We start from the raw sequence: 21,906 nt of genomic DNA on the forward strand, positions 1-21,906 counted from the left end.
GTCTGGACCCCGCCCGCGCGATACCGATAGGCCGAATGATCTGGGAGGACCCGATGGGGAGGATCGTCGCTATCTTGCTTCTGCTGCTGGTCGTCGCGCTCGGCGCGCTCTATCTCCTCGGCCCGCGTGTGGCGGCCGACACGACGCTGACCTTTCGCGACACCTCGATCGGTCCCGACCCCGACGCCTATCTCGCCGACTCCGAGGCGAAGGTCGCGAACATCCGGCCGGGCCTCGCCAAGGAGATCGTCTGGGCCTATCCCGCCTCGCGCGCGAAAACGCCGCTGTCGATCGTCTACATCCACGGCTTCTCCGCCTCGAAGGGCGAGGTCCGCCCGCTGCCCGACAAGGTCGCCGCCGCCCTCGGCGCCAATCTCTTCTTCACCCGCCTCGCCGGCCACGGCCAGGACAACGCCGCCATGGGCGAGGCAAGCCTCAACGCCTGGGTCAACGACACGGCCGAAGCGCTCGCGATCGGCCGTGCCATCGGCGAGAAGGTGGTCGTCATCGCCACCTCCACCGGCGGCAGCCTCGCCGCCTGGGCGCTTACCCAGCCCGAGCTTGCCGGAAATGTCGCGGCGGCCGTGCTGATCTCGCCCAATTTCGGCGTCCAGGCCTCGGGCGCGGGCCTGCTCACCGGCCCGTGGGGCCTGCAGCTCGCGGAACTCCTGGTCGGCAAGGAGCGCGGCTTCGAGCCGGCCAACGACCTGCAGCGGCAGTTGTGGACGTGGCGCTATCCAACCCGCGCGACACTGCCGATGGCCGCGACCGTCGAACTCGCCCGCGCGCAGCCCTATGACAAGGTGACGATCCCCGCCCTCTTCATCGTCTCCGACGGCGACAAGGTGATCAGGCCGGACGAGGCAAAGGCCGTCGCCGCCGCCTGGGGCGGCCCGCACGAGCTCGTCTCCGTCGACAACCCCGGCGATCCATCCAGCCATGTCCTCGCCGGCGACGCGATGTCACCAAAAATGACCGATCCGCTCGCGACCCGGATTGTCGAATGGATCAAATCGCTTGGGCTTGGAACCTGACTCTGCGCATCAGGCCGCGGGCTTCGCGTCGCGCGCCGGGAGGTAGGCGATGTGGGCGACCGCCAGCATCGCGGCATAGAAGACGAACAGCGTGCGATAGGCCGCGAGCGGATCACCCGGTACGGTCGAGGCGGTCACCACCGCGCCGGTGACGAACTGCATCACGCCCACCCCGCCGATCGAGAAGAAGTTCATCAGCGTCACCCCCCTGCCCGTCAGGTGCATCGGCAGGAAGGCGCGCGCATGCGCCATCAACAGCCCGTAGCTCGCCCCGGTCACGCCGATCAGCACCAGCACCACCGCGTCAGCGAAAATCCCCTCGCCCGCATGCAGTGCCAGCCACAGGATCGCGCACAGGCTCAGGCTGTTGCCGGCCACCGCGACCCATTTGCGCGTGCGGAAGAGCTGGTCGAGTGGGCCGTAGAGGAAGTTGCCCGCTACCATGGCGAGGGCCATGAACAGCGTCACCTGGCCGATGACGATCGCGGTGGCGCCGTAGACATCCGCAAGATACGGCCCCGCCCAGAGCCCGCGTATGCCCACGGCCGGTGCATAGTTGATCGCCGTCAGCGGGATGATCGGCCACAGCACCCTCAGCCGCAGCAGGTCGAGATAGCCGGAAAAGCCGGTATCGGCATGCTCGGTCTTGAGCTTTTCCGGATCGCGCACGAAGACGGCAATCGCCAGAGCGACGGCCACGGTCACCGCGACCAGCCCGAGCATCACCCAGCGCCAGCCGAATGCCTCCGCCGCGTTCGCAAGCGGCGACGAGCCGAAGACGTTTCCGGCCGAGCCGACGCCGATCAGCGTCGACGTCAGCACGGCGAACCGCGCCGGTGGGAATTCGCGTGCGAAGATGAACACCGAGGCCATCAGCACCGGCGCGCAGCCCATGCCGATCAGCACCATCGCCAGCGTGATCATCCACGGCGCGGTAGCCGAGGCGAAGATCAACCCGCCGGCACCGCCGCACAGGCCGAGCAGGATCGCCGCCGTGAGCTTCGGGCCGAACCGGTCGAGCGACACGCCGACGACGAACTGCATCAGCGCGAAGGCGATGAACCATGCGCCCGAGGCCATCGACAGCTCGGCCTTCGTCGCCCCGAGTTCGGAGATCAGCGCCGGCGTCAGCACGGCGAGGAAGGAGCGGAAGAATTGCGACAGCACATAGGCCGCCGTCAGCGCAACGATGCCCGCCATGGATGCGTTTCCCGGTTCGTCTCGACGGCTCTGCGGCCGCCTGCGTGCCGTCCGGGGTAAACGATGACCGTCCGGGCATCAATGTGCCAACGGCCCCACAAGGGGGCCGTCGGTTGGGTCAGCAGAATGGACCGGAACGGGCCCGGGCTCAGGCCGCGCGGGTGGCGGGCTTCGATCCGAAACCGCGACGCTTGCCGCGGAACGGCTTGCGCTCGCCGGCCGGCGCACCGCCGGGCTTGCCTTGGGCGTTGCGATTGCCGCCCTTGTGGTTGCGGTTGCCCCCATTGCCAGGATTGCCGTTGTCCTGGCGCGGCTTTGCACGCGGGTCGCGATATGGCGCCTCGCGCGGCTCGTTCTTGTTGACGGCGGGGTCCGGCTGGTCGGTGTGATCGGCAATGACGGCGATCTTCATGCGGGTGATCCGCTCCACCGCGCGCAGCTTGGCGAACTCGGCAGGATCGCACAGCGTGATCGCCACGCCGTCGGCGCCGTTGCGGCCCGTGCGGCCGATACGGTGGACGTAGCTCTCCGGCTCGTCCGGCAGGTCGAAGTTCACGACATGCGAGATGCCGGGCACGTCGATGCCGCGCGCGGCGATGTCGGTCGCCACCAGGATGCGCACGGAACCGTCGCGGAAGTCGTTCAGCGCCCTCTGGCGGGCATTCTGGGACTTGTTGCCGTGGATCACGGCGGCGTTGAAGCCGTCGCGTTCGAGGTCGCGGGTCACGCGATCTGCGCCGTGCTTGGTGCGGGCGAAAACGATGACCGACTTCATCTTCTCGTCGGCAAGCATGGCGGACAACACCTGCCGCTTCTGCTTGAGCCGCGCGATGACCAGGCCCTGCTTGATCTCGGTCGCCGTCGTGGACGGCGGAGCCGCCTCGACGCGCACCGGGTTCTTCAGCAGCGACTTCGCCAGTTCGGCGATCTCGTCCGGCATGGTCGCGGAATAGAGCGCCGTCTGCCGCTCGGGATGCGTCGCCTTCGACAGGCGGCGCACGTCGTTGATGAAGCCCATGTCGAGCATCCGGTCGGCCTCGTCGAGCACCAGCCAGCGCGTCTCGTTCAGCTTCACCTCGCCCTCGCGGACGAGATCGGTCAACCGGCCGGGCGTGGCGATCAGGATGTCGACGCCTGCCTGCATCTTCTTGACCTGGCTGTTGCGCGACACGCCGCCGAGCACCAGCGCGGTCGAGATGTGCAGGCCCTTGGCCAGCACCTTGATCGTGTCCTCGATCTGCACCGCGAGTTCGCGGGTCGGCGCGAGGATCAGCGCGCGCGCCGTCTTCGGCAGCCGCTTGGCGCCGATGGCAATGATCTTGGTCAGGATCGGCAGCGAAAACGCCGCCGTCTTGCCCGAGCCCGTCTGCGCGATCGCGATGATGTCGCGGCCGGCCAGATGCGGCGGGATCGCCTTGATCTGGATCGGCTTCGGCTCGGTAAAGCCCGCTGTCACGGTCGCCTTCAAAAGGCTGCCCGTGATGCCCAGCGCGGCAAATCCGGACTCGGCGATATTGGTTTCAGTGGTGGTTTCGGTGTTCAAAATACTCTTCTTTCGGCGGCCGCCATCGGCCGCGCGCAGAGACGGACCCGGGGCGCAACCCGACCGTCAGGGATCTATGTGAAACGACAAGGCGGCGGAAAACCCGCTCGTTTGCGCTGTCGCGCCCGCATGCATCATGCCGCGGGGCTTGTCCGCCAACCGTCCGAGGACAGGGCGAAACAGACGCGACGAAGTCTCATTGGAGAAAGCCGGAACATCCGGCCCAAGCGCCTATGCGGTGGCATATGGGGGAATTCGACGGAAAAGGCAATCGAAATCGTTGTGCGGTGCAATAGGCGCGCATTCAGTTAAGTCCCGTGCGCCGCTACTTGAACATTTCGCGCCGCTTGTCCTGATAGCTGCCATTCCTGAAATGCTTGTCCACCCAACTGTCGTCGACGGCCAGGAAACGGCTGTCGTCAGCGGCCGCCCCGCCGCCCGCGTTGGCGTTCGCAGCTTTGCGATACAGGAAATGGCGGAAAAGCCGATCGAATTCCGTGAAATAGATATGCGCCACCCGCTTGTCACCGCGGATCAGCAGCATATTTTCGTCGTTGCCGGTCAGCGAGCCTTCGGAAAAATTGGCGGAACCCGCGAACACCAGCGGGTCGTCGCCGAGTGGGTCGACGACCAGGAATTTCTGGTGGACGTAGAAGACGTGTCCGCGCGTGCCGCGGAAGTGTATCTCGCGGTGCCAGTTCTGCAGGTCCCAGCCTGGAATCTCGCGCTGCTTTCCGTCCCGCCCGAGTACCGAACCGACGGCAACGGAAATGTTGGGGTCTTGTTCGTGGAGCGCCGGCAGGATGTTGTCCTCATCCTTCTCCATCAGGATGAATCGCAGATGGTCTCGCGGTTCGACCAATCGGGTGTGCATCGCATTCGTCTTGGCGTTGAGGCCGAACGCCGCCGTGAACAGCCAAGGCTTGTCCGCTTCCGCCGCCCGCGCGCCATACCATTTCAGCATTCTGGCCCCCTTCCGGGGACTGAAGAGCGTGGTGGTTCCAACCGGCAGGTCGTCGCCGGGGTCCGGCGAATGCGTCGCCATCCACGCCTTCAGATCGTCCGGCTCCGTATCGCCTTCCAGCTTCGTCCAGTAATCCAGGAATTCTCCGGCGACACGCTTGTCGCGGATCAGGTGGCCGGTGTTTGCCTGGCCAAGAAAGCCCGACATCGAGAAATTCGCCGATCCGGTCCAGACCTCGGTCGGCACGCCTCCCCGCAATTTCACTATAAACTTGTTGTGCGGGATTTTCAGGCGTTTCGTCCGCGCGATCAGGGTTCCCTGGTCGAAGTCCGCATCGGGTCCAGCCAGCGCCTTCTTGTTATCGGCCGTCGCCTGAGTGTCGACGATCTTCCTAACGCCACCGCTCCCCTTCTTCGGATATTTGATCTCGGTTCCGCCCTCATAGATGATCCTGACGTCCACGCCCCGCTTCTGCGCATCGCGCAGCAGGCGGATCACCGGCAGATAGTGAAATTCGTAGGCTGCGACGCGAAGCTGATCGCCGGAACTGGCATCCAGCACGAACCGCCGAAGTGCCTCGAAAAGCCCGCGTGACAGCCACGCCGTCTGCGGATGATCCGGATTGTCGGGCTCTGGCGGCCGGATGCTCGTTTTGAACTTCTGCATGTAGGCCTGCGACGCGACCGCGCCGCGATTGAAGAAGACGGCATGGTCGCCGGCGTCATCCTCTTCGGTTCGCACCGTCACCTCCACCGGATCGCCGAGCCGCCTCTGGTCATGCGGGCCATACATCGGGTGGATGAGGTAGGTGTAGTGGTGATTTTCCTTGGCGGCGTAGTCGCTCCACACAAAGCTCTGGACCGGGTGTGTGTTGCTCGCGTAGCCCTTACCCAGATCGGGCGCCGGCTCGATAGCCCGGAACACTTTCGACCCTAGAAGCCAGCGGTCAGAGCCGGGCGTTCCCACCTCGGTGTGATCGACGCGCCGGAAAGCAAAGCCGAGCAGGTTCTGGCGCGCCGGCGGCGTGGCGTCGAGGCCGAAGAAGACCACATAGGTTCCGGCAATGACATTCACGGAGATGCCGTTCTTCCCGCCACGAGCCTGCATCCGACGCTCCGATCGAGACAGAAGCAATGAACTTCTTGTTGAAGAGTAACTCTAAAATTGATTAATAGCAACAGCGCAGGATATTACTTAATGATACTTCGACCTGCCGGTATTTTCGATCTTTGCCGACTTACCTGTTGCCGGTCTTTGAAGGCGACATCAGTCCGCAGCAGCGGCCTCCGCCATCTCCATCAGCTTCATCACCGTATTCCAGTTCCGCGCCGTGTTCGCCACACCGATGCCCTTGTCGAACTTCTCCGCCAGCTTCGATCTGCCGAACCCGTTCGGCGTGTGCAGATAGGCGACGCGCTCCACCACCTCGATCCGTTCGCCGCCCTCCGCCAGCTCGCGCAGCTTCTCGACCGCCCCCTTCGGCGGGTCGTCCGCCAGCACCGCCGCATGCAGGAACTGCGGCACCTCCAGCGCGTCCGGAAACGGGTTCTTCGCGATGAGCTCCGCCCATTCGGCCCGCGTCACGACATGGATGTCCTTGTCGAAGCCGAATTCGGTCTTGCAGATCGCCGCGACCTCCTTGCGCACCGTCTCGCGGCCCTTGCCGCTCGCCAAGAGCGCATTGCCGCTGTTGATGTAGGTCGCGGCTTTCTCGAAACCCGCCTCCGTCAGCTTTTCGCGCAGCGGCTTCACCGGCAGTTGCGTCGCCCCGCCGACGCCGCGGAACAGGAGGATGTAGACCGTCTTCGTCATATCAGCAGGCCCGCCAGCGTCTCGTTCTCGGTGATGTCCTGATACGCCCAGCCGGCCGCGTCGAAGCGGTGGCGCAGCGTGTCGAAATTCTTCCGGTCCTTGGTTTCGATGCCGATCAGCACCGAGCCGAAATTGCGCGCCGACTTCTTCAGATATTCGAACCGCGCGATGTCGTCCTCGGGGCCGAGCAGGTCGAGGAAGGCGCGCAGTGCGCCCGGCCGCTGCGGGAAGCGAAAGACGAAGTAACTTCTTCAGCCCCTCGAACCGCAGCGAGCGCTCCTTCACGTCCGGCAGCCGCTCGAAGTCGAAATTGCCGCCTGAGACGATGCACACCACCGTCTTGCCCTTCAGTTCCTTGCGCGGAAAATCCTTCAGCGCGTCGATCGCCAGCGCGCCCGCCGGCTCCAGCACCACGCCCTCGATGTTGAGCATTTCGAGGATGGTCGAGCAGAGCCGGTTCTCCGGGATGAGCTTCACCGCGTCCGCGGGAAACTCCTTCAACTGCTTCAACGGCTCGCGGCCGATCTCGGCCACCGCCGCGCCGTCGACGAAATTGTCGACCGCGTCCAGCTTCATCCGCCGGCCGTGCGCCAGGGTCTCGCGCAAGCTCGGCGCACCGGCGGGCTCGGTGAAGACGAAGCGCGACGTCCAGCCCGCGTCGTGGAAATATCGCGTCAGCCCCGCCGCAAGTCCGCCGCCCCCCACCGGGATGATCACCACGTCGGGCTCCCTGCCCTTCGGCATCTGCGCGGCGATCTCCTGCGCCACCGTCGCCTGGCCCTCGATGATGTCGCGATGGTCGAAGGGCGGCACCATCAGCCCCTTCTCGGCTTCGGCGAAGGCGATTGCTGCCCGGTAGCAATCGTCGAAGAAGTCGCCCACCAGCCTGATCTCGACGAACTCGCCGCCGAAGATGCGCGTCTTGTCGATCTTCTGCTGCGGCGTCGTCACCGGCATGAACACCACGCCGCGCTTACCGAAATGCCGGCAGACATAGGCGAACCCTTGGGCGTGGTTGCCGGCCGAGGCGCACACGAACAATTCGGCCTTCGAGCCGCCCGATAGCGCCTTGCGGAAGAAGTTGAACGCGCCGCGGATCTTGTAGGAGCGCACCGGCGACAGGTCCTCACGCTTCAGCAGCACGCGGGCGCCGAACTTGCGCGAAAGGTGGTCGTTCTCCTGCAACGGCGTCGGCGCGAACAGCGCCCTCACCTCGGCTGTGGCCCGCTCCACGCCCTCGATGAATGCCGTCGCCATCGCGCTTTCCCAAAACTGTTGGTTCAAGCCGCGCCCTATTGCATATTCAGGCTACGGAAGCCACCTTCCGCGCCGCCGCCCGCCCGGCGGCGGATTTCGCAAGGCCACACGGTGCACTCTCTTTCCATCCGCGCTGCGATCCACGTCTCGGCCGTCTTCGCGATCTACCTGTCGCTGGCGATGCTGATCCCGGCCGCGGTCGATCTGTTCTACGGCAACGAGGACTGGAAGGTGTTCGCCTTCTGCGCCTTCTTCCTCGGCGGCCTGTCGCTCGCCGTCGCACTCGCCACGCAGGGCCGCCCGCCGCCGGCCAACACCCGCTTCGGCTTCCTTCTCGTCAACATGCTCTGGATCACCATGGCGGTGGCGGGCGCGATCCCGCTTCTGGCCGCGCCGTCGATGGACCTGTCGCTGGCCGACGCCATTTTCGAATCGGTCTCCGGCATCACCACCACGGGTGGTACGGTCATCAACGGCCTCGACAATGCCCCGCCCGGCCTGCTGCTCTGGCGCTCGCTGCTCAACTACATGGGCGGGCTCGGCGTCATCGCCCTCGGCCTGTTCCTGCTGCCCTTCCTCAACATCGGCGGCATCACCTATTTCCGCATCGAATCGTCCGACATCCAGGAGAGACCCTTCGAGCGCCTCGCCACCTTCACGCTCAGCCTCATTGCCATCTATTCCGCCCTGGTCGCCGCCTGCGCGCTGCTCTACGTCGCCGGCGGCATGCAGATCTTCGACGCGGTCAACCACGCCATGTCGACGCTCGCCACCGGCGGCCTGTCCACCCACGACACTTCGTTCGCCCGCTACGCCGACAATCCCGCCATTCTGTGGACCGGCTCGTTCTTCATGTTCATCGGCGGCCTGCCCTTCTCGATCATGATCCTGTTCGCCGTCCGCGGCCGCATCGACGCGCTCGGCGACCCGCAGATCAAGGTCTATCTCGGCTATTCGGTGGTGTTCGCCGTGGCGGTCGCGATCTATCTGCGCGTCTCGACCGGCGTGCCGTTCTTCTATGCGCTCACGCACTCGACCTTCAATTTCATGTCGATCATCACGACGACCGGTTTCGCCAGCGACGACTACACCAAATGGGGTCCGTTCGCCGTCGCCTGCATCTTCGTAGCCACCTTCCTCGGCGCCTGCTCCGGTTCCACCTCCGGCGGCATGAAGGCCTACCGCTTCCTGATCCTGTTCGAGCTGCTGGCCAACGGCGTGCGCCGCCTCGTCTATCCCAACACCATCCACCCGGTCCGCTACGGCGACCGCAGCGTGCCGGACGACATGCAGCGCGCGGTCGTGCTGTTCATCGCCTCGTTCTTCGTCATCTGGATGATCGGCACCGTGCTCCTGTCCGCCACCGGTCTCGACATCGTCACCGCGCTCACCGGCGCGCTCGCCTGCATGACCAATGTCGGCCCGGGCCTCGGCGACATCATCGGCCCGGTCGGCAACTATTCCAGCCTGCCCGACACGGCGAAATGGATCCTGTCGGCGCTGATGATGCTGGGCCGCCTCGAGATCCTCGCAGTGCTCGTCATCTTCTCCCCCGCCTTCTGGAGCAGGTGAGCCGCGTCCGATCCTCGGCTGGACGGCGGCGGCTCGTACCGCTATCCAGCCCTGGGCACGGGGGAAGCTTTCTGGATGTGGTGCGGTGATGGCGTCTGTCGGCTCGCGTTCCTGGCTGTTTCCCGTCGCCGTCCTGGTTGCGGCGCTGCTTGCCTCGGGCTGCAACACGTCGCCTGAGCGCCCGCTGCTCTTCGATCCTCCGGTCGTTTCCCAGAAGGGAGTGGCGGCGACCCACGAGATCTACATCGCCACCACCCGGCACAAGGCAGACGACCCGAAGACCGTGTTCGACGGCCGGCGCTCTCAGGAGCACGCCTTTGCGCGCATCGACATCTCCGTGCCCGCGATCCACAAGGTCGGTGCACTGGAAAAGCCGAAGGGTAAGAGCCCCGACCCGTCCCGTTACTTCACCGCCCGGTCGATCACCGCCTATGACGGGATTTCCACCTTCTCCAGTCATGTGAACGATGCGGCGCGGCGTGATGGCGGCCGCGTTCTGGTCTTCGTCCACGGCTACAAGACCCCTTTCGACGCCGCGGTCTACCGCGCGACGCAGATCGTGCACGATTCCGGATACACCGGGGCTCCGATCCTCTTCACCTGGGCCTCTGCCGGCCGGGCGCTCGACTATGTCTACGACCGCGACAGCGCCAACGCCGCCCGCGACGCGCTGGAGGAACTGCTGCGCTCGCTGGCGAAGTCAGGCGTCAAGCGCATCGATATCGTCGCGCACTCCATGGGCACGTGGCTGACGATGGAAACGCTGCGCAGCCTCGCGATCGCCGGCGACCGCGACCTCGGCGGCCGGCTCGGCGACGTGGTGCTCGCGTCCCCCGACATCGACGTCGACGTCTTCAAGAGCCAGATGCGGCGCTATGGCGTGCCGGACAGGCCGTTCTTCGTGCTCCTGTCCGACGACGACAAGGCGCTGCGCTTCTCCAGCCTGATCGCCGGCCAGCAGCCGCGGCTCGGCGAGTATCGCGACGCCAAGGAGATCGCCGATCTCGGTCTGGTCGTGGTCGACCTCACCCAGGTGAAAGCCGGCGACAGCTACAACCACACCAAGTTCGCCGACAATCCCGCGCTCGTCACCATGCTCGGCGAGCGGCTGCGCCAGGGCGACGAGTTTGGCGGCGAGACCGACCCGACCGAGGCGCCAGCCCTGCTGGCGCGCGGCGTCGGCACGGCGGCGGAAGTGATCATCACCACGCCGTTCAGGGTCTTCAACATGGTGCTGAACCAGTAGGGGGGCCGTCCGGTCTCCGCTGCTTTCAGACGAACAGGTCGACCTTCTCAAAGGTCCGCACGTCAACCAGCCCGACGTCTGAGATCCTGAGTTCCGGGATCACCACCAGCGCCAGCAGCGAATGCTGCATGAAGGCGTTGTTGAGCGTGCAGCCGCAGTCGATCATTGCCTGCTTCAGCCGCTCCGCCTTTTCCGCCACGATCTCCGCTCGCTCGTCCGACATCAGCCCGGCGATCGGCAGTTCGACGGTCGCCAGTTCCTTGCCCCCGGAATAGACCGTCGCGCCGCCGCCGATCTCCGACAGACGGTTCACGGCGGCCGCCATGTCGGCCTTGTTGGTGCCCACGACGATGATCTGGTGGCTGTCATGCGCCACGCTCGATGCCACGGCACAGTCCTTGGCATAGCGGAAGCCCGAGACGAAGGCGTTCACCACCTGCCCGGTCGCCCGGTGCCGCTCCACCACCGCGATCTGGCAGATGTCGGCCTTGCGGTCCATCGCCACCAGCCCGTTCTCGACCGGCAGGTCCACCTCCAGCGCCTTGGTCGGCGCCTGGTTCTCCACCACGCCGATCGCGCGCACCCTCACCGAATTCGCACCCTTGGGTGCGGCGATATCGAACTCGGAGGCAGTCTTCCTGCCGCCGACCTTCACCGTCTGCTTCGCCTTCTGCGGATAGTCGTAGGGTGGGATCTCGACCAGCAGCTTCCCCTGTTCCGCCAGCTTCACGCCCCGACCCCAAACCTCGTCGATCACCAGCTGCGCCAGGTCCGACACGATCAGGAAGTCGGCCAGCCTGCCCGGCGCGATCGAGCCGAGGTCGCGGTCGACGCGGAAATGCTGCGCCGTGTTGAGGCTCGCCATCTGGATCGCCGTCACCGGCTTCAGCCCCTGCTCGATCGCATGGCGCACCACGCGGTTCATGTGGCCGTCATTCACCAGCGTGCCGGCATTGCAGTCGTCGGTGCAGAGGATGAAGTTGCGCGGGTCAATCCCGCCCTCGGTCACCGCCTTCACCTGCGCCGCCACGTCGTACCAGGCCGAGCCAAGCCTCAGCATCGCCTTCATGCCCTGCCGCACCCGCGCGATCGCATCCTCGGCCCGCGTGCCTTCGTGGTCGTCTTCCGGCCCGCCCGCGACGTAGCCGTGGAAGGCAAGGCCGAGGTCCGGCGAGGCATAGTGCCCGCCCACCACCTTGCCCGCCTTCACCGTCTCGGCAATCTCCGCCACCATCAGCCGGTCGTTGTTCGAGACGCCGGGGAAATTCATCACTTCGCCGAGCCCGATGATGTTCGGCCAGGTCATCGCCTCGGCCACGTCCTTCTCATCGATCGTCGCGCCGTTGTTCTCCAGCCCCGGCGCCGAGGGCACGCAGGATGGCATCTGCACATAGACGTTCACCGGCATCGCCACCGCTTCGTCGTGCATCAGCCGCACCCCTTCCAGCCCCAGCACGTTGGCGATCTCGTGCGGGTCGACGAACATCGAGGTCGTGCCGTGCGGAATGACCGCGCGGCAGAACTCGGTCACCGTCACCATGCCGCTCTCGACATGCATGTGCCCGTCGCACAGGCCGGGCACCAGATAGCGGCCGGCGGCGTCGACGACGATCGTCTTCGGCCCGATCGCGTGGCTCGCATCCGGCCCGCAATAGGCGAAACGCCCGCCGATGATGGCGAGGTCCGTGCCGGGGATGATCTCGCCGGAGTGGACGTTGACCCATCGTCCGTCCCGCACCACCACGTCGGCATGGCTGCGCCCGGTCGCGACGTCGACCAGCAGCGGCGCCATCAGCGCGCGCGGCTTGGGCGGATGGAAAGACGTTGTCATGACGCGACTCCTGTTTGCGCGAGCTTGCCAAGCCGTGCGGCGCGGCGCCAGAGGGGAAGACGCCGACTTCGATTGTCAGCCGCATGCCGCGCGATATATTCGCAGTTCCTCCATGTCGAGGCGACAGCGTGACGACGCAGGGGTACAGGCACAAGATGGCTTCTGGCGACGATGGCCGCCCTGCTGATGGCGGGCGCCGTCGCGCTCGTCGGCAGCGGCATCGCCATCCGCTTCTATCTGGACGACGCGGCCGCGCGCGGCCAGACTACGCTCCGGCTCGCCGTCGCGGCCCTCGACGGCCACATGCGGCGCTTCGAGGCGCTGCCGCCCCTGATCGCGGATCAGGACGACATCAAGTCACTGGTCGCCGACCCGGCCAACGAGGCGCTGCGCACCGAGGCGAACCGCTATCTGAAGGAGATCAACGCCCTCCTCCAGTCGTCCGACATCTATGTCATGGTGCCCAGCGGCGACACGGTGGCCGCCAGCAACTATGACGGACCGCTGTCCTTCGTCGGCGAGAACTTCTCCTACCGCCCCTATTTTCAGGATGCGATCGCGGGCCGCGCCGGGCGGTTCTTCGCCCTCGGCACGACGTCGCTCAAGCGCGGCTACTATTTCTCCGCCCCCGTTCGCGTCGATGGCGAGGTCCTTGGCGTGGTCGTCTTCAAGGTCGACCTCGACGCCATCGAGGCGTCGTGGAAGGGCGGCGACCACGAGATCATCGTCACCGATCCTGAAGGCATCATCTTCATGTCCGGCCGCCCGGACTGGCTGTATGCCGGGTTGCTGCCGATCACGCCCGACCGCTTGGCGCGCACGACCGAATCGCGCCGCTACGCCAACGCGACGCTGCGCGAGCTGCCGGTGCGCCGCGGCAGCCTCGACGAGCACGTGCTGATGAACGTCGACATGAACGGCAAGGGCACAGAATATCTCGTCCTCTCCGCCGCCATGCAGAATGCCGGCTGGACCGTGAGTGTGCTGACGGACACCGCCTCCGCCTATGCGCAGACCTATGTCAGCATCGCCGTCGCCGTTCTCGTGCTCGGCCTCGCCGCCCTCCTCGCCGCAATCGTGCTGCAGCGGCGCGCGCGGCTTGCCGAGCGCATGGAGCTGCAGCGCACCGCGCAGGCCGAGCTCGAACGGCGCGTCGCCGAACGCACCGCCGATCTCGCCCAGGTCAACCGCCAGCTCGAGACCGAGGTCGCCGAGCGCCGCGCCACCGAACAGCAATTGCGCAAGACGCAGTCGGACCTGGTGCAGGCGGGCAAGCTCGCCGCGCTCGGGCAGATGTCGGCGGCCCTCAGCCACGAGTTCAACCAACCACTGGCGGCGGTGAAGACTTATGCCGACAACGCCGCCATCCTGATCGAGCGCGACCGCATCGCCGAGGCACGGGACAATGTCACGCGCATCTCCGCCCTGACCGACCGCATGGCTTCGATCAGCCGCCACCTGCGCAACTTCGCCCGCAAGCCGAACGAGAAGCTCGGCTCCGTCGATCTCGCCGAGGTGGTCGCCGACACAGCGGAAATCGTCGCCTGGCGCCTGAAGGCGGCCGACGCAACGCTGAAGGTCGATCTCGGCCCCGTGCCCCTGTCCGTTCGCGGCGGCGCCATCAGGTTGCAGCAGGTGCTCGTCAACATCATCTCCAACGCCGCCGACGCGGTGGAGGGCCTGGACGAAAGGACGATCGAGCTGACCGCCCGGAAGAAAGGCGGCCGGGTCACGATCAGCGTCAGGGATCACGGGCCCGGTGTCGCGCCCGCCATCGCCGAGCGCATCTTCGACCCGTTCTTCACGACCAAGGGCGTCGGCAAGGGTCTCGGCCTCGGCCTGTCGATCTCCTACAACATCGTCAAGGATTTCGGCGGCTCGGTCTCCGCCTCCAACCATCCCGACGGCGGCGCGGTCTTCGCCATCGAACTCGATGCGGCCAGGCCATCCGTACGCGAGGCGGCGGAATGAGCGCGCCGGTCGTCCTGCTCGTCGACGACGAGGAGGAGCTGCGGCGTTCCACCGCCCAGTCGCTCGACCTGGCGGGCTTCGTCGTCCGCGACTTCGCCTCGGCGGAACGGGCGCTGGATTTCGTCAGCCCGGGCTTCAACGGCGTGCTCGTCAGCGACATCCGCATGCCCGGCATGGACGGGATGACGCTGATGGCGCATGTCCGCGACATCGACCCCGACATCCCGGTCATTCTCGTCACCGGGCATGGCGACGTGCAGCTCGCGGTCAAGGCGATGCGCGAGGGCGCCTACGACTTCATGGAGAAGCCGTTCACCACCCAGCAGCTTGCCGACATGGCGGCGCGCGCCACCGACCGCCGCCGGCTGGTGCTGGAAAACCGGCTCCTGCGCGCGGCCGCCGGCAAGCGCGACGACCTGGAGGCGCGCCTGCCCGGGCGAACGCAGGCCATGATCGACCTGCGCTACCGGCTGCGCGCCGTGGCGGCGACGGATGCCGACGTGCTGATCATCGGCGACACCGGCACCGGCAAGGAAGTGGCTGCGCGCGCGCTGCACGATCTCAGCGGGCGCGCCACCAGCCCCTTCGTGGCCATCAACTGCGCCGCCCTTCCCGACACGCTCATTGAGAGCGAGCTGTTCGGGCATGAAGCAGGCGCCTTTCCAGGCGCGTTGCGCGCCCGCTTCGGCAAGTTCGAGCATGCGCGCGGCGGCACTGTGCTGCTCGACGAGATCGGCTCCATGCCCATCGACCTGCAGGCCAAGCTGCTGCGCGTCATCCAGGACCGCGCCGTCACCCGTCTCGGCTCCAACGACGCCGTCCAGCTCGACGTGCGTTTCGTGGCCACCAGCAAGGCCGACCTGGAGGCCGAGGTCGCGGCCGGCCGCTTCCGCGCCGATCTGTTCTACCGTCTCAACGTCGTGACGCTGCGCATGCCCTCGCTGGCCGCGCGGCGGGACGACGTGCCGCCCCTCTTCCTGCAGCTCGTCACCGAGGCCGCGGGACGCTATCGCCGCGAGGCTGCCGAGGTGCCGCCGTCGGTCATCGCCGCTCTTGCCCGGCGCGACTGGCCCGGCAATGTGCGGGAATTGCGCAACGCGGCCGACCGCTACGTGCTCGGTCTGGGCGCGACGCCGGCGGGCGAGGCGATCGCCGACCAGGGCGAGGAAAAGCTCGCCGAGCGGGTGGCGGAGTTCGAGCGCGGCGTGATCGCGAGCGCACTGCGCGCTCATCGCGGCAGTCTCAAGCCGGTCTACGAGTCGCTCGGCATCTCGCGCAAGACTCTCTACGAGAAAATGCAGAAATACGGACTGTACAAGGCTGACCTGTAGCCAAGCCGGCCTCCGTCGATCCCGCCCACTCGACGTCTTGGGTGGTGATTCACCCACGAGGTAGCCGCGATGTTACGATATCCACCCATCGCCGGCCGAAAATATGCGGAAACGTCGATCGCCGCCGACATGGGCTTGTCTCTTGGCCCGATCCGTCGGCTATTGCACTATTCATAGTCGGTGCCGGGAGGATCTGTGCACCGAAGGGCTTTCAGCACACCCGGGAGGAAATCATGCAGAAGATTCTTACCGCGCTCGGCGCGGCAGCCATGTTGTCGATGTCGACGCTCTCGGCGCTCGCCGAATATCCCGAGCGCCCGATCACCATCGTGGTTCCGTTCGCGGCCGGCGGGCCGACCGACACGGTGACGCGCCTCGTCGCCGAATCGATGTCGAAGGATCTCGGCCAGCAGGTCGTGGTCGAGAACGTCGGCGGCGCCGGCGGCACGCTGGGTGCCGGCCGCGTCGCGCAGTCCGATCCGGACGGCTACACGCTGCTGCTCCATCATATCGGCATGGCGACCAGCGCCACGCTCTATCGCAAGCTCGCCTACGACACGCTGGGCGCCTTCGAATATGTCGGCCTCGTCACCGAAGTGCCGATGACCATCGTCGCCCGCAAGGATCTCGAGCCCGCCGACCTCAAGGGCCTGGTCGAATACGCCAAGGCCAACAAAGACACGGTGACGGTGGCGAACGCCGGCATCGGCGCGGCCTCGCATCTGTGCGGCATGCTGTTCATGACCGCGATCGGCACGCCGCTGGTCACCGTGCCCTACAAGGGCACCGGCCCGGCCATGACCGATCTGCTCGGCGGCCAGGTCGACATCATGTGCGACCAGACCACCAACACGACCAAGCAGATCCAGGGCGGCACCATCAAGGCCTATGCGGTGACGACGCCCAAGCGCCTCGACGTGCTTCCCGACCTTCCCACCACCGATGAGGCCGGCCTGCCCGGCATGCAGGTCGGCATCTGGCACGGCCTCTACGCGCCGAAGGGCACGCCCGCCGACGTCACCGAGAAGCTGTCGAAGGCGCTTCAGGTTGCGCTCAAGGACGAAAACGTCGTCGCCCGGTTCGCCGAACTCGGCACCACGCCCTCGCCCGAGGCTGACGCCACGCCGGCCGCGCTCAAGGCCAAGCTCGAAAGCGAGATCGCACGCTGGAAGCCGATCATCGAAGCCGCCGGCCAGACGCCGACTGACGCTTCGCGGGAGCGGCTCCGGCCGCTCCTCCTTCCATCCGGGGCGGCGTAGACCGCCGGGGACAAAAGCGATGGACACTCGTGGTATCGACCGCACGAACGCCGTTTGCGGCGCATTCTTCATCCTTGCCGGCCTTGTTTTCGGCTACCAGTCGCTTGGGGTCGATCTCGGCACCTGGCTGAGGATCGGCCCCGGCGGCCTGCCGCTGGTGCTCTCCGCCTTGCTGATCCTGCTCGGCGTCATCATCCTCGTCCCGGCGCTGCGCGTCGAAGGCGAGCCGGTCGGCAAGATCGCCTGGCGCGGCATGCTCTTCATTCTGCTCGCGCCGCTGATCTTCGGCCTCACCGTGCGCGGCCTCGGCTTCGTGCCCGCCGTCTTCGTGACGTCGCTCTTCGCCTCCTTCGCCTCCTACCGGATGAGCTGGTGGATGGCGCTGCTTCTCTCCTTCGCGCTGGCGGTCTTCTCGATGATCGTCTTCAGCTACGGGCTCGGCCTGCCCTTCCAGCGTTTCGGCCCCTGGCTGCGGTTCTAGGAGGCGCAACGATGGAACTCTTCTCCAACCTCGCGCTCGGTTTCGCCACCGCGTCCACGCTCTACAACATCGGCTTCTGCCTGATAGGCGTCCTGCTCGGCACGCTCATCGGCGTGCTGCCCGGCATCGGCGCCACCGCCACCATCGCCATGCTGCTGCCGATCACCTTCCAGATCGGCGACCCGGTCTCCTCGCTCATCATGCTGGCCGGCATCTATTACGGTGCCCAGTATGGCGGCTCGACCACGGCGATCCTCATCAACATGCCCGGCGAATCCTCCTCCGCCGTCACGGCCATCGACGGCTACCAGATGGCGCGCAAGGGCCGCGCCGGCGTGGCGCTCGCCACGGCCGCCATCGGCTCCTTCGTCGCCGGCACGATCGCCACCGTGCTCATCGCCCTGTTCGCTCCGCCACTCACGACGATCGCGCTCAAGTTCGGCGCGGCCGAATACTGCTCGCTGATGGTCGTCGGCCTCATCATGTCCGTCGCGCTTGCCCACGGCTCCGTCGTCAAGGCGATCGCCATGGTGGTGCTCGGCCTGCTCCTCGGCCTCGTCGGCCAGGACGTCATCTCCGGCGCGCCGCGGCTCAATTTCGGCCTCAACCAGCTCGGCGACCAGCTGAACTTCGTCGCCATCGCCGTCGGCCTGTTCGGCATCGCCGAAATCCTGCGCAATCTGGAGGACGAGCGCACCCGCGAGGTGCTGATGGCCAAGGTCACCGGCCTGATGCCGACGCGCGAGGACTTCCGCCGCATGGTCGCCCCCATCCTGCGCGGCACCGCGCTCGGCTCCGCGCTCGGCATCCTGCCTGGCAACGGCGCGGTGCTGGCGGCCTTCGCCTCCTACACGATCGAGAAGCGCGCCTCCGACCGGCCGGAGGAATTCGGCAAGGGGGCGCTTGCCGGCGTAGCCGGCCCCGAATCGGCCAACAATGCCGGCGCGCAGACCTCCTTCATCCCGATGCTGACGTTGGGCATCCCCGCCAACCCGGTCATGGCGCTGATGATCGGCGCGATGATCATCCAGGGAATCGTGCCCGGTCCTAACGTCGCCGCCGAGAAGCCCGACCTGTTCTGGGGCCTCATCGCCTCGATGTGGATCGGCAACCTGCTCCTCGTCATCCTCAACCTGCCGCTCGTCGGCCTGTGGGTGAAGCTCCTCAAGGTTCCCTACTTCGTGCTGTTCCCGACGATCATGGCCTTCTGCTCGATCGGCGTCTATTCGGTGAACTCCAACGTCTGGGACCTCTACGTCGTCGCCTTCTTCGGTCTGCTCGGCTATTTCCTGCTCAAGCTGCGCTGCGAGCCCGCTCCGCTCCTGCTCGGCTTCGTGCTCGGCCCGCTGCTCGAGGAAAACCTGCGCCGCGCCATGATCCTGTCGCGCGGCGACGTGTCGACCTTCGTCACCCGGCCGATCAGCGCCGGCCTGCTCCTGCTGGCCGCCCTCGTCCTCGTCGTCGTCTTCCTGCCCTCCGTGCGCAAGAAGCGCGAAGAGGTCTTCGTCGAGGACGAATGAGCGACACCCCGCCTGCCTGGCCGCCTTTCTACTTCTCCGGCGGCTGGTTCCGCATGGGCTCCGACGAGCCGCAGTTCAAGCTGAAGGGCAAGTTCGAATTCGAGTTCCTGAACCCCGACGAGGGCGACGACCCCGCCCTCGCCGCAGCCTGGTATGCAGAGGACTTCCCCAGCCGCATCGCCGGCGAACCGCGGTGGCTGGCGACCGGCGGCTGGGAGATCGCTCCGGCCGCGTCGACCGGCCGTTCCGCGCCCTTCACCGCCCGCCGCGCCAGCGTCGAGGTGGCCGGCCGCGTCGTCTTCTCGCCCGACCCGTCGCACTGGGTGAAGGTCGAGGTCTTCCTCGGCGCCTTCCGCGTTTTCGTCGCCTACATGGACAGGGTGTGGGAGGAGTTCGAGCTCTGGCCGTCCGGCGCGACCGAGAAGACCGTCGATCCGCCCGGCCGGATCGGAAAGCGGCTCGACTGGATCAACCTCGCGCCCTCCGCCTGGCCGGCGCTGGCCCGTCTCGTAGACGACCAGACATTCTCCATTGAACTGCCCGGCCGCAACGTAGTCGAGATGTCTGCCCCAGGCGACTAGCCGCGGTTCAAAGACGAGCCGCGGAACACTTGCCGCGCCCGCGTGTTTCGTCCTCGTGCTCATCGCGACCTTCAACATCAACAACGTCAACCGCCGTCTGCCTAATCTACTCGCTTGGCTGGCGAAACGGCATCCCGACGTGGTGGCGCTGCAGGAGCTGAAAGCGACGCAGGCGGACTTTCCAGCCGACGCGTTGCGGGACGCCGGCTACCGCGCGGTCTGGCGCGGGCAGAAGACGTGGAACGGCGTCGCCCTCCTCGCCCGCGGCCGCGAGCCGGTGCTCACCCGCGACGCTCTGCCAGGCGACTCATCCGACAGCCAGGCCCGCTATATCGAGGCGGCGTTCAACGGCATCATCATCGCTTCGATTTACGCGCCCAACGGCAATCCCCAGCCCGGCCCGAAATTCGACTACAAGCTCGCCTGGCTCGCGCGCCTGCAGCGGCACGCCACCGCACTCCGCAAGTCCGGCGCGCCGGTGGTGCTTGCCGGAGACTTCAACGTCGCGCCGACCGATATCGACATCTACCCGACGAGATCCTGGGACGACGACGCCCTGATCCAGCCCGAAAGCCGGGCCGCCTTCCGCAAGCTGCTCGGCCGTAGCTGGACCGACGCCGTGCGCACGATCCATCCGGACGAGCGCATCTACTCCTTCTGGGACTACAAGCGGAACCGCTGGCCGCGCGACGCGGGCCTCCGCCTCGACCATCTTCTGCTCAGCCCCAACCTGCGCGACCGCCTCCTCGATGCCAATGTCGATCGCGACACCCGCGGGGAAGACGGTGCGAGCGACCATGCGCCGGCATGGGTGAAGCTGCGCGATGAGTGACAGCCCGTGGCGCTTGGGGCCAGCAAAGCGACATTGACCCTCAAATCCGCGCGGATGCGGCCAGACGCTCGCAAACCTGCGCAACGCGGCTTGCAATCCACTCAAACAACGACGAAAACCGCGCCATGCGGGCGTGGCGGAACTGGTAGACGCAAGGGACTTAAAATCCCTCAGCCTCTGGCTATGCGGGTTCGATCCCCGCCGCCCGCACCATTCATGCCGCGAACGCCCTCTCCGCGACGCGCCGGATCAGCGCGACGACCTGCTCGCGCGCCCAGTATTGCGGGTGGTGGCCGATGCCCTCGACCGTCTCGAAATCGAGCCCTTTGATACGCGGCGCGAACGCTTCGCCGTTCTCACGCCAGTCCAGCACCTTGTCCGCCGTGCCGAACACCATGCCGGCCGGCATGTCGATCTCTTCGAAGCGCTTCGCCAGCGCCGGTATGTCGTCGCCCACCGAGACGAGATCGGCGACCATGTTGTAGAAGTGGCCGGGCCTGAGCCCGAGCTCGCCGCCGCCCTCGGTCATATAGTCCAGCGGCGTCTCCTGCGGGCCGAAGACATAAGCGAGCGTGGCCGGCGCGACCTTCAGCGCGGCGGGGATCGCCACGGTGTTGGCGATCAGCCAGCGCTTAAGCGGCGAGGTGATGTAGATCGGCGCCATCTCCGGCGGGATCCCCTCGCGCGGCCTGGTCAGCGCCGAGATCAGCACGATGCCTGAGATCTTGTCGGGATGGTTCAGCGCCAAGGTCAGCGTGATCATCCCGCCCAGCGAATGGCCGACGACCAGCGGCTTCTCCGGCCCAAGTTTCTCGATGAACTTGGCGATCAGCGCCGCCTGCGCCGGCAGGGCAGCGCTCGCTCCCGCCGCGCGCGTCGAATAGCCTGCGCCGGGCCGATCGAGCGCGATCAGCCGGTAGCCGGGGATGCGCCCGCTGAACAGCGGATGGCGGAAATGGTGCAGCGTGCCGCCGAAGCCGTGCACGAACAGGATCGGCCTGCCCTCGCCTTCCTCGACATAATGGATGCGGTTGCCGTCGATCTCGACGAATTTGCCCCGCGCCGGCACCAGCCGCTCGGCCCGGCGCGCGATCGTCTGGGTCTGCCAGACATACCAGCCCGTGACCGCCAGCACCGCGACCAGGAGGAGAACGACGAGCCAGAGAAGGATGGTGGTCAAGATGCCGCTCCGCGGATGGGACGCGGCATTGGTAATTCATCTTTCGCAACCGCGAAACAGGCCGCGAATGCGAAAACGGGCGGCCAGAGCCGCCCGTTCCTCAAGCCTGCTTCACGAGGTGCAGGACAAGGGCCCCCGCCCGTCTGCACGACCTCGGAGACTGTTTCGAAATTCGCTCTGGCGAGTCAGCTGGTGGTGGTTTCGAGAACCGGAGCGCAGCGGACATTTGGGTCCGTGAGCACCGGAAGCGCAGAAAACGCCATCAGATGGCCGCCAGAGCAGAATTTTCCAA

Annotated in this window: 16 protein-coding genes, 1 tRNA gene and 1 pseudogene; 11 read left to right on the plus strand and 7 right to left on the minus strand. The window is 66.5% G+C overall.

The window, feature by feature from the left end; all coding sequences use genetic code 11:
* The first annotated feature begins 53 nt into the window (after nt 1–53).
* The gene (locus LRS09_RS26345) at nt 54–1,034 is read left to right on the plus strand and encodes a carboxylesterase (RefSeq protein WP_257810010.1); all 981 of its coding nucleotides are present in this window, start codon (nt 54–56) and stop codon (nt 1,032–1,034) included.
* 9 nt (nt 1,035–1,043) lie between these two features.
* Here the strand turns inward: LRS09_RS26345 and LRS09_RS26350 are convergent, their stop codons facing one another.
* The 5 genes and pseudogenes from LRS09_RS26350 to ilvA form a co-directional block, all read right to left on the minus strand.
* Nucleotides 1,044–2,234: an MFS transporter gene (locus LRS09_RS26350; protein WP_257810011.1), complete on the minus strand. Its 1,191-nt coding sequence runs from the start codon at nt 2,232–2,234 to the stop codon at nt 1,044–1,046.
* Nucleotides 2,235–2,382: 148 nt separating this feature from the next.
* Nucleotides 2,383–3,777, minus strand: a complete 1,395-nt coding sequence (locus tag LRS09_RS26355; RefSeq protein WP_374684885.1) for a DEAD/DEAH box helicase — start codon at nt 3,775–3,777, stop codon at nt 2,383–2,385.
* 325 nt (nt 3,778–4,102) lie between these two features.
* A complete protein-coding gene (locus LRS09_RS26360; protein WP_257810012.1) occupies nt 4,103–5,848 on the minus strand; it encodes a phospholipase D-like domain-containing protein in 1,746 nt (581 codons plus the stop codon).
* A gap of 159 nt (nt 5,849–6,007) precedes the next feature.
* The gene (locus tag LRS09_RS26365; protein WP_257810013.1) at nt 6,008–6,553 is read right to left on the minus strand and encodes a DUF1697 domain-containing protein; all 546 of its coding nucleotides are present in this window, start codon (nt 6,551–6,553) and stop codon (nt 6,008–6,010) included.
* Nucleotides 6,550–7,810: pseudogene (gene ilvA, locus LRS09_RS26370) on the minus strand (threonine ammonia-lyase IlvA). The gene LRS09_RS26365 and the pseudogene ilvA overlap by 4 nt, the downstream one beginning before the upstream one ends.
* 180 nt (nt 7,811–7,990) lie before the next feature.
* On the opposite strand from ilvA, the gene LRS09_RS26375 reads away from it, so the two are divergent.
* Both LRS09_RS26375 and LRS09_RS26380 read left to right on the plus strand, forming a co-directional pair.
* Nucleotides 7,991–9,382 carry a TrkH family potassium uptake protein gene (locus LRS09_RS26375; RefSeq protein ID WP_374684939.1) on the plus strand — a complete coding sequence of 464 codons (1,392 nt, stop codon included), beginning with the start codon at nt 7,991–7,993 and terminating at the stop codon, nt 9,380–9,382.
* A gap of 88 nt (nt 9,383–9,470) precedes the next feature.
* On the plus strand, nt 9,471–10,628 hold the full coding sequence (locus tag LRS09_RS26380) for an alpha/beta hydrolase (RefSeq protein WP_308240369.1): 1,158 nt from the start codon (nt 9,471–9,473) through the stop codon (nt 10,626–10,628).
* 25 nt (nt 10,629–10,653) lie between these two features.
* Here the strand turns inward: LRS09_RS26380 and ade are convergent, their stop codons facing one another.
* Complete coding sequence (gene ade / locus LRS09_RS26385) at nt 10,654–12,459, minus strand: adenine deaminase (protein ID WP_257810016.1); 1,806 nt, start codon at nt 12,457–12,459, stop codon at nt 10,654–10,656.
* Nucleotides 12,460–12,630: 171 nt separating this feature from the next.
* On the opposite strand from ade, the gene LRS09_RS26390 reads away from it, so the two are divergent.
* From LRS09_RS26390 to LRS09_RS26425, 8 genes are all read left to right on the plus strand, one after another.
* Nucleotides 12,631–14,430: a sensor histidine kinase gene (locus tag LRS09_RS26390; RefSeq protein WP_257810017.1), complete on the plus strand. Its 1,800-nt coding sequence runs from the start codon at nt 12,631–12,633 to the stop codon at nt 14,428–14,430.
* Complete coding sequence (locus LRS09_RS26395) at nt 14,427–15,761, plus strand: sigma-54 dependent transcriptional regulator (protein WP_257810018.1); 1,335 nt, start codon at nt 14,427–14,429, stop codon at nt 15,759–15,761. The genes LRS09_RS26390 and LRS09_RS26395 overlap by 4 nt, the downstream gene beginning before the upstream one ends.
* Nucleotides 15,762–15,994: 233 nt before the next feature.
* Nucleotides 15,995–17,020, plus strand: coding sequence for a tripartite tricarboxylate transporter substrate-binding protein (locus LRS09_RS26400; protein WP_257810019.1), 1,026 nt, complete (start codon nt 15,995–15,997; stop codon nt 17,018–17,020).
* Between the two features lie 19 nt (nt 17,021–17,039).
* The gene (locus LRS09_RS26405) at nt 17,040–17,501 is read left to right on the plus strand and encodes a tripartite tricarboxylate transporter TctB family protein (RefSeq protein WP_257810020.1); all 462 of its coding nucleotides are present in this window, start codon (nt 17,040–17,042) and stop codon (nt 17,499–17,501) included.
* Between the two features lie 11 nt (nt 17,502–17,512).
* Complete coding sequence (locus tag LRS09_RS26410; protein WP_257810021.1) at nt 17,513–19,021, plus strand: tripartite tricarboxylate transporter permease; 1,509 nt, start codon at nt 17,513–17,515, stop codon at nt 19,019–19,021.
* Nucleotides 19,018–19,602, plus strand: a complete 585-nt coding sequence (locus tag LRS09_RS26415) for a hypothetical protein (protein ID WP_257810023.1) — start codon at nt 19,018–19,020, stop codon at nt 19,600–19,602. The genes LRS09_RS26410 and LRS09_RS26415 overlap by 4 nt, the downstream gene beginning before the upstream one ends.
* Before the next feature lie 55 nt (nt 19,603–19,657).
* Nucleotides 19,658–20,434: an exodeoxyribonuclease III gene (gene xth / locus LRS09_RS26420; protein ID WP_257810024.1), complete on the plus strand. Its 777-nt coding sequence runs from the start codon at nt 19,658–19,660 to the stop codon at nt 20,432–20,434.
* Between the two features lie 127 nt (nt 20,435–20,561).
* Nucleotides 20,562–20,647: transfer RNA gene (locus LRS09_RS26425), tRNA-Leu, on the plus strand.
* A gap of 1 nt (nt 20,648) precedes the next feature.
* Here LRS09_RS26425 and LRS09_RS26430 read toward each other — a convergent pair.
* Entirely contained in the window at nt 20,649–21,614 is a 966-nt protein-coding gene (locus LRS09_RS26430; RefSeq protein WP_257810025.1) for an alpha/beta fold hydrolase, read from the minus strand.
* Nucleotides 21,615–21,906: the final 292 nt, after the last annotated feature.

This window comes from Mesorhizobium sp. J428 (genome assembly GCF_024699925.1).
Classification (GTDB): Bacteria; Pseudomonadota; Alphaproteobacteria; order Rhizobiales; family Rhizobiaceae; genus Mesorhizobium_A.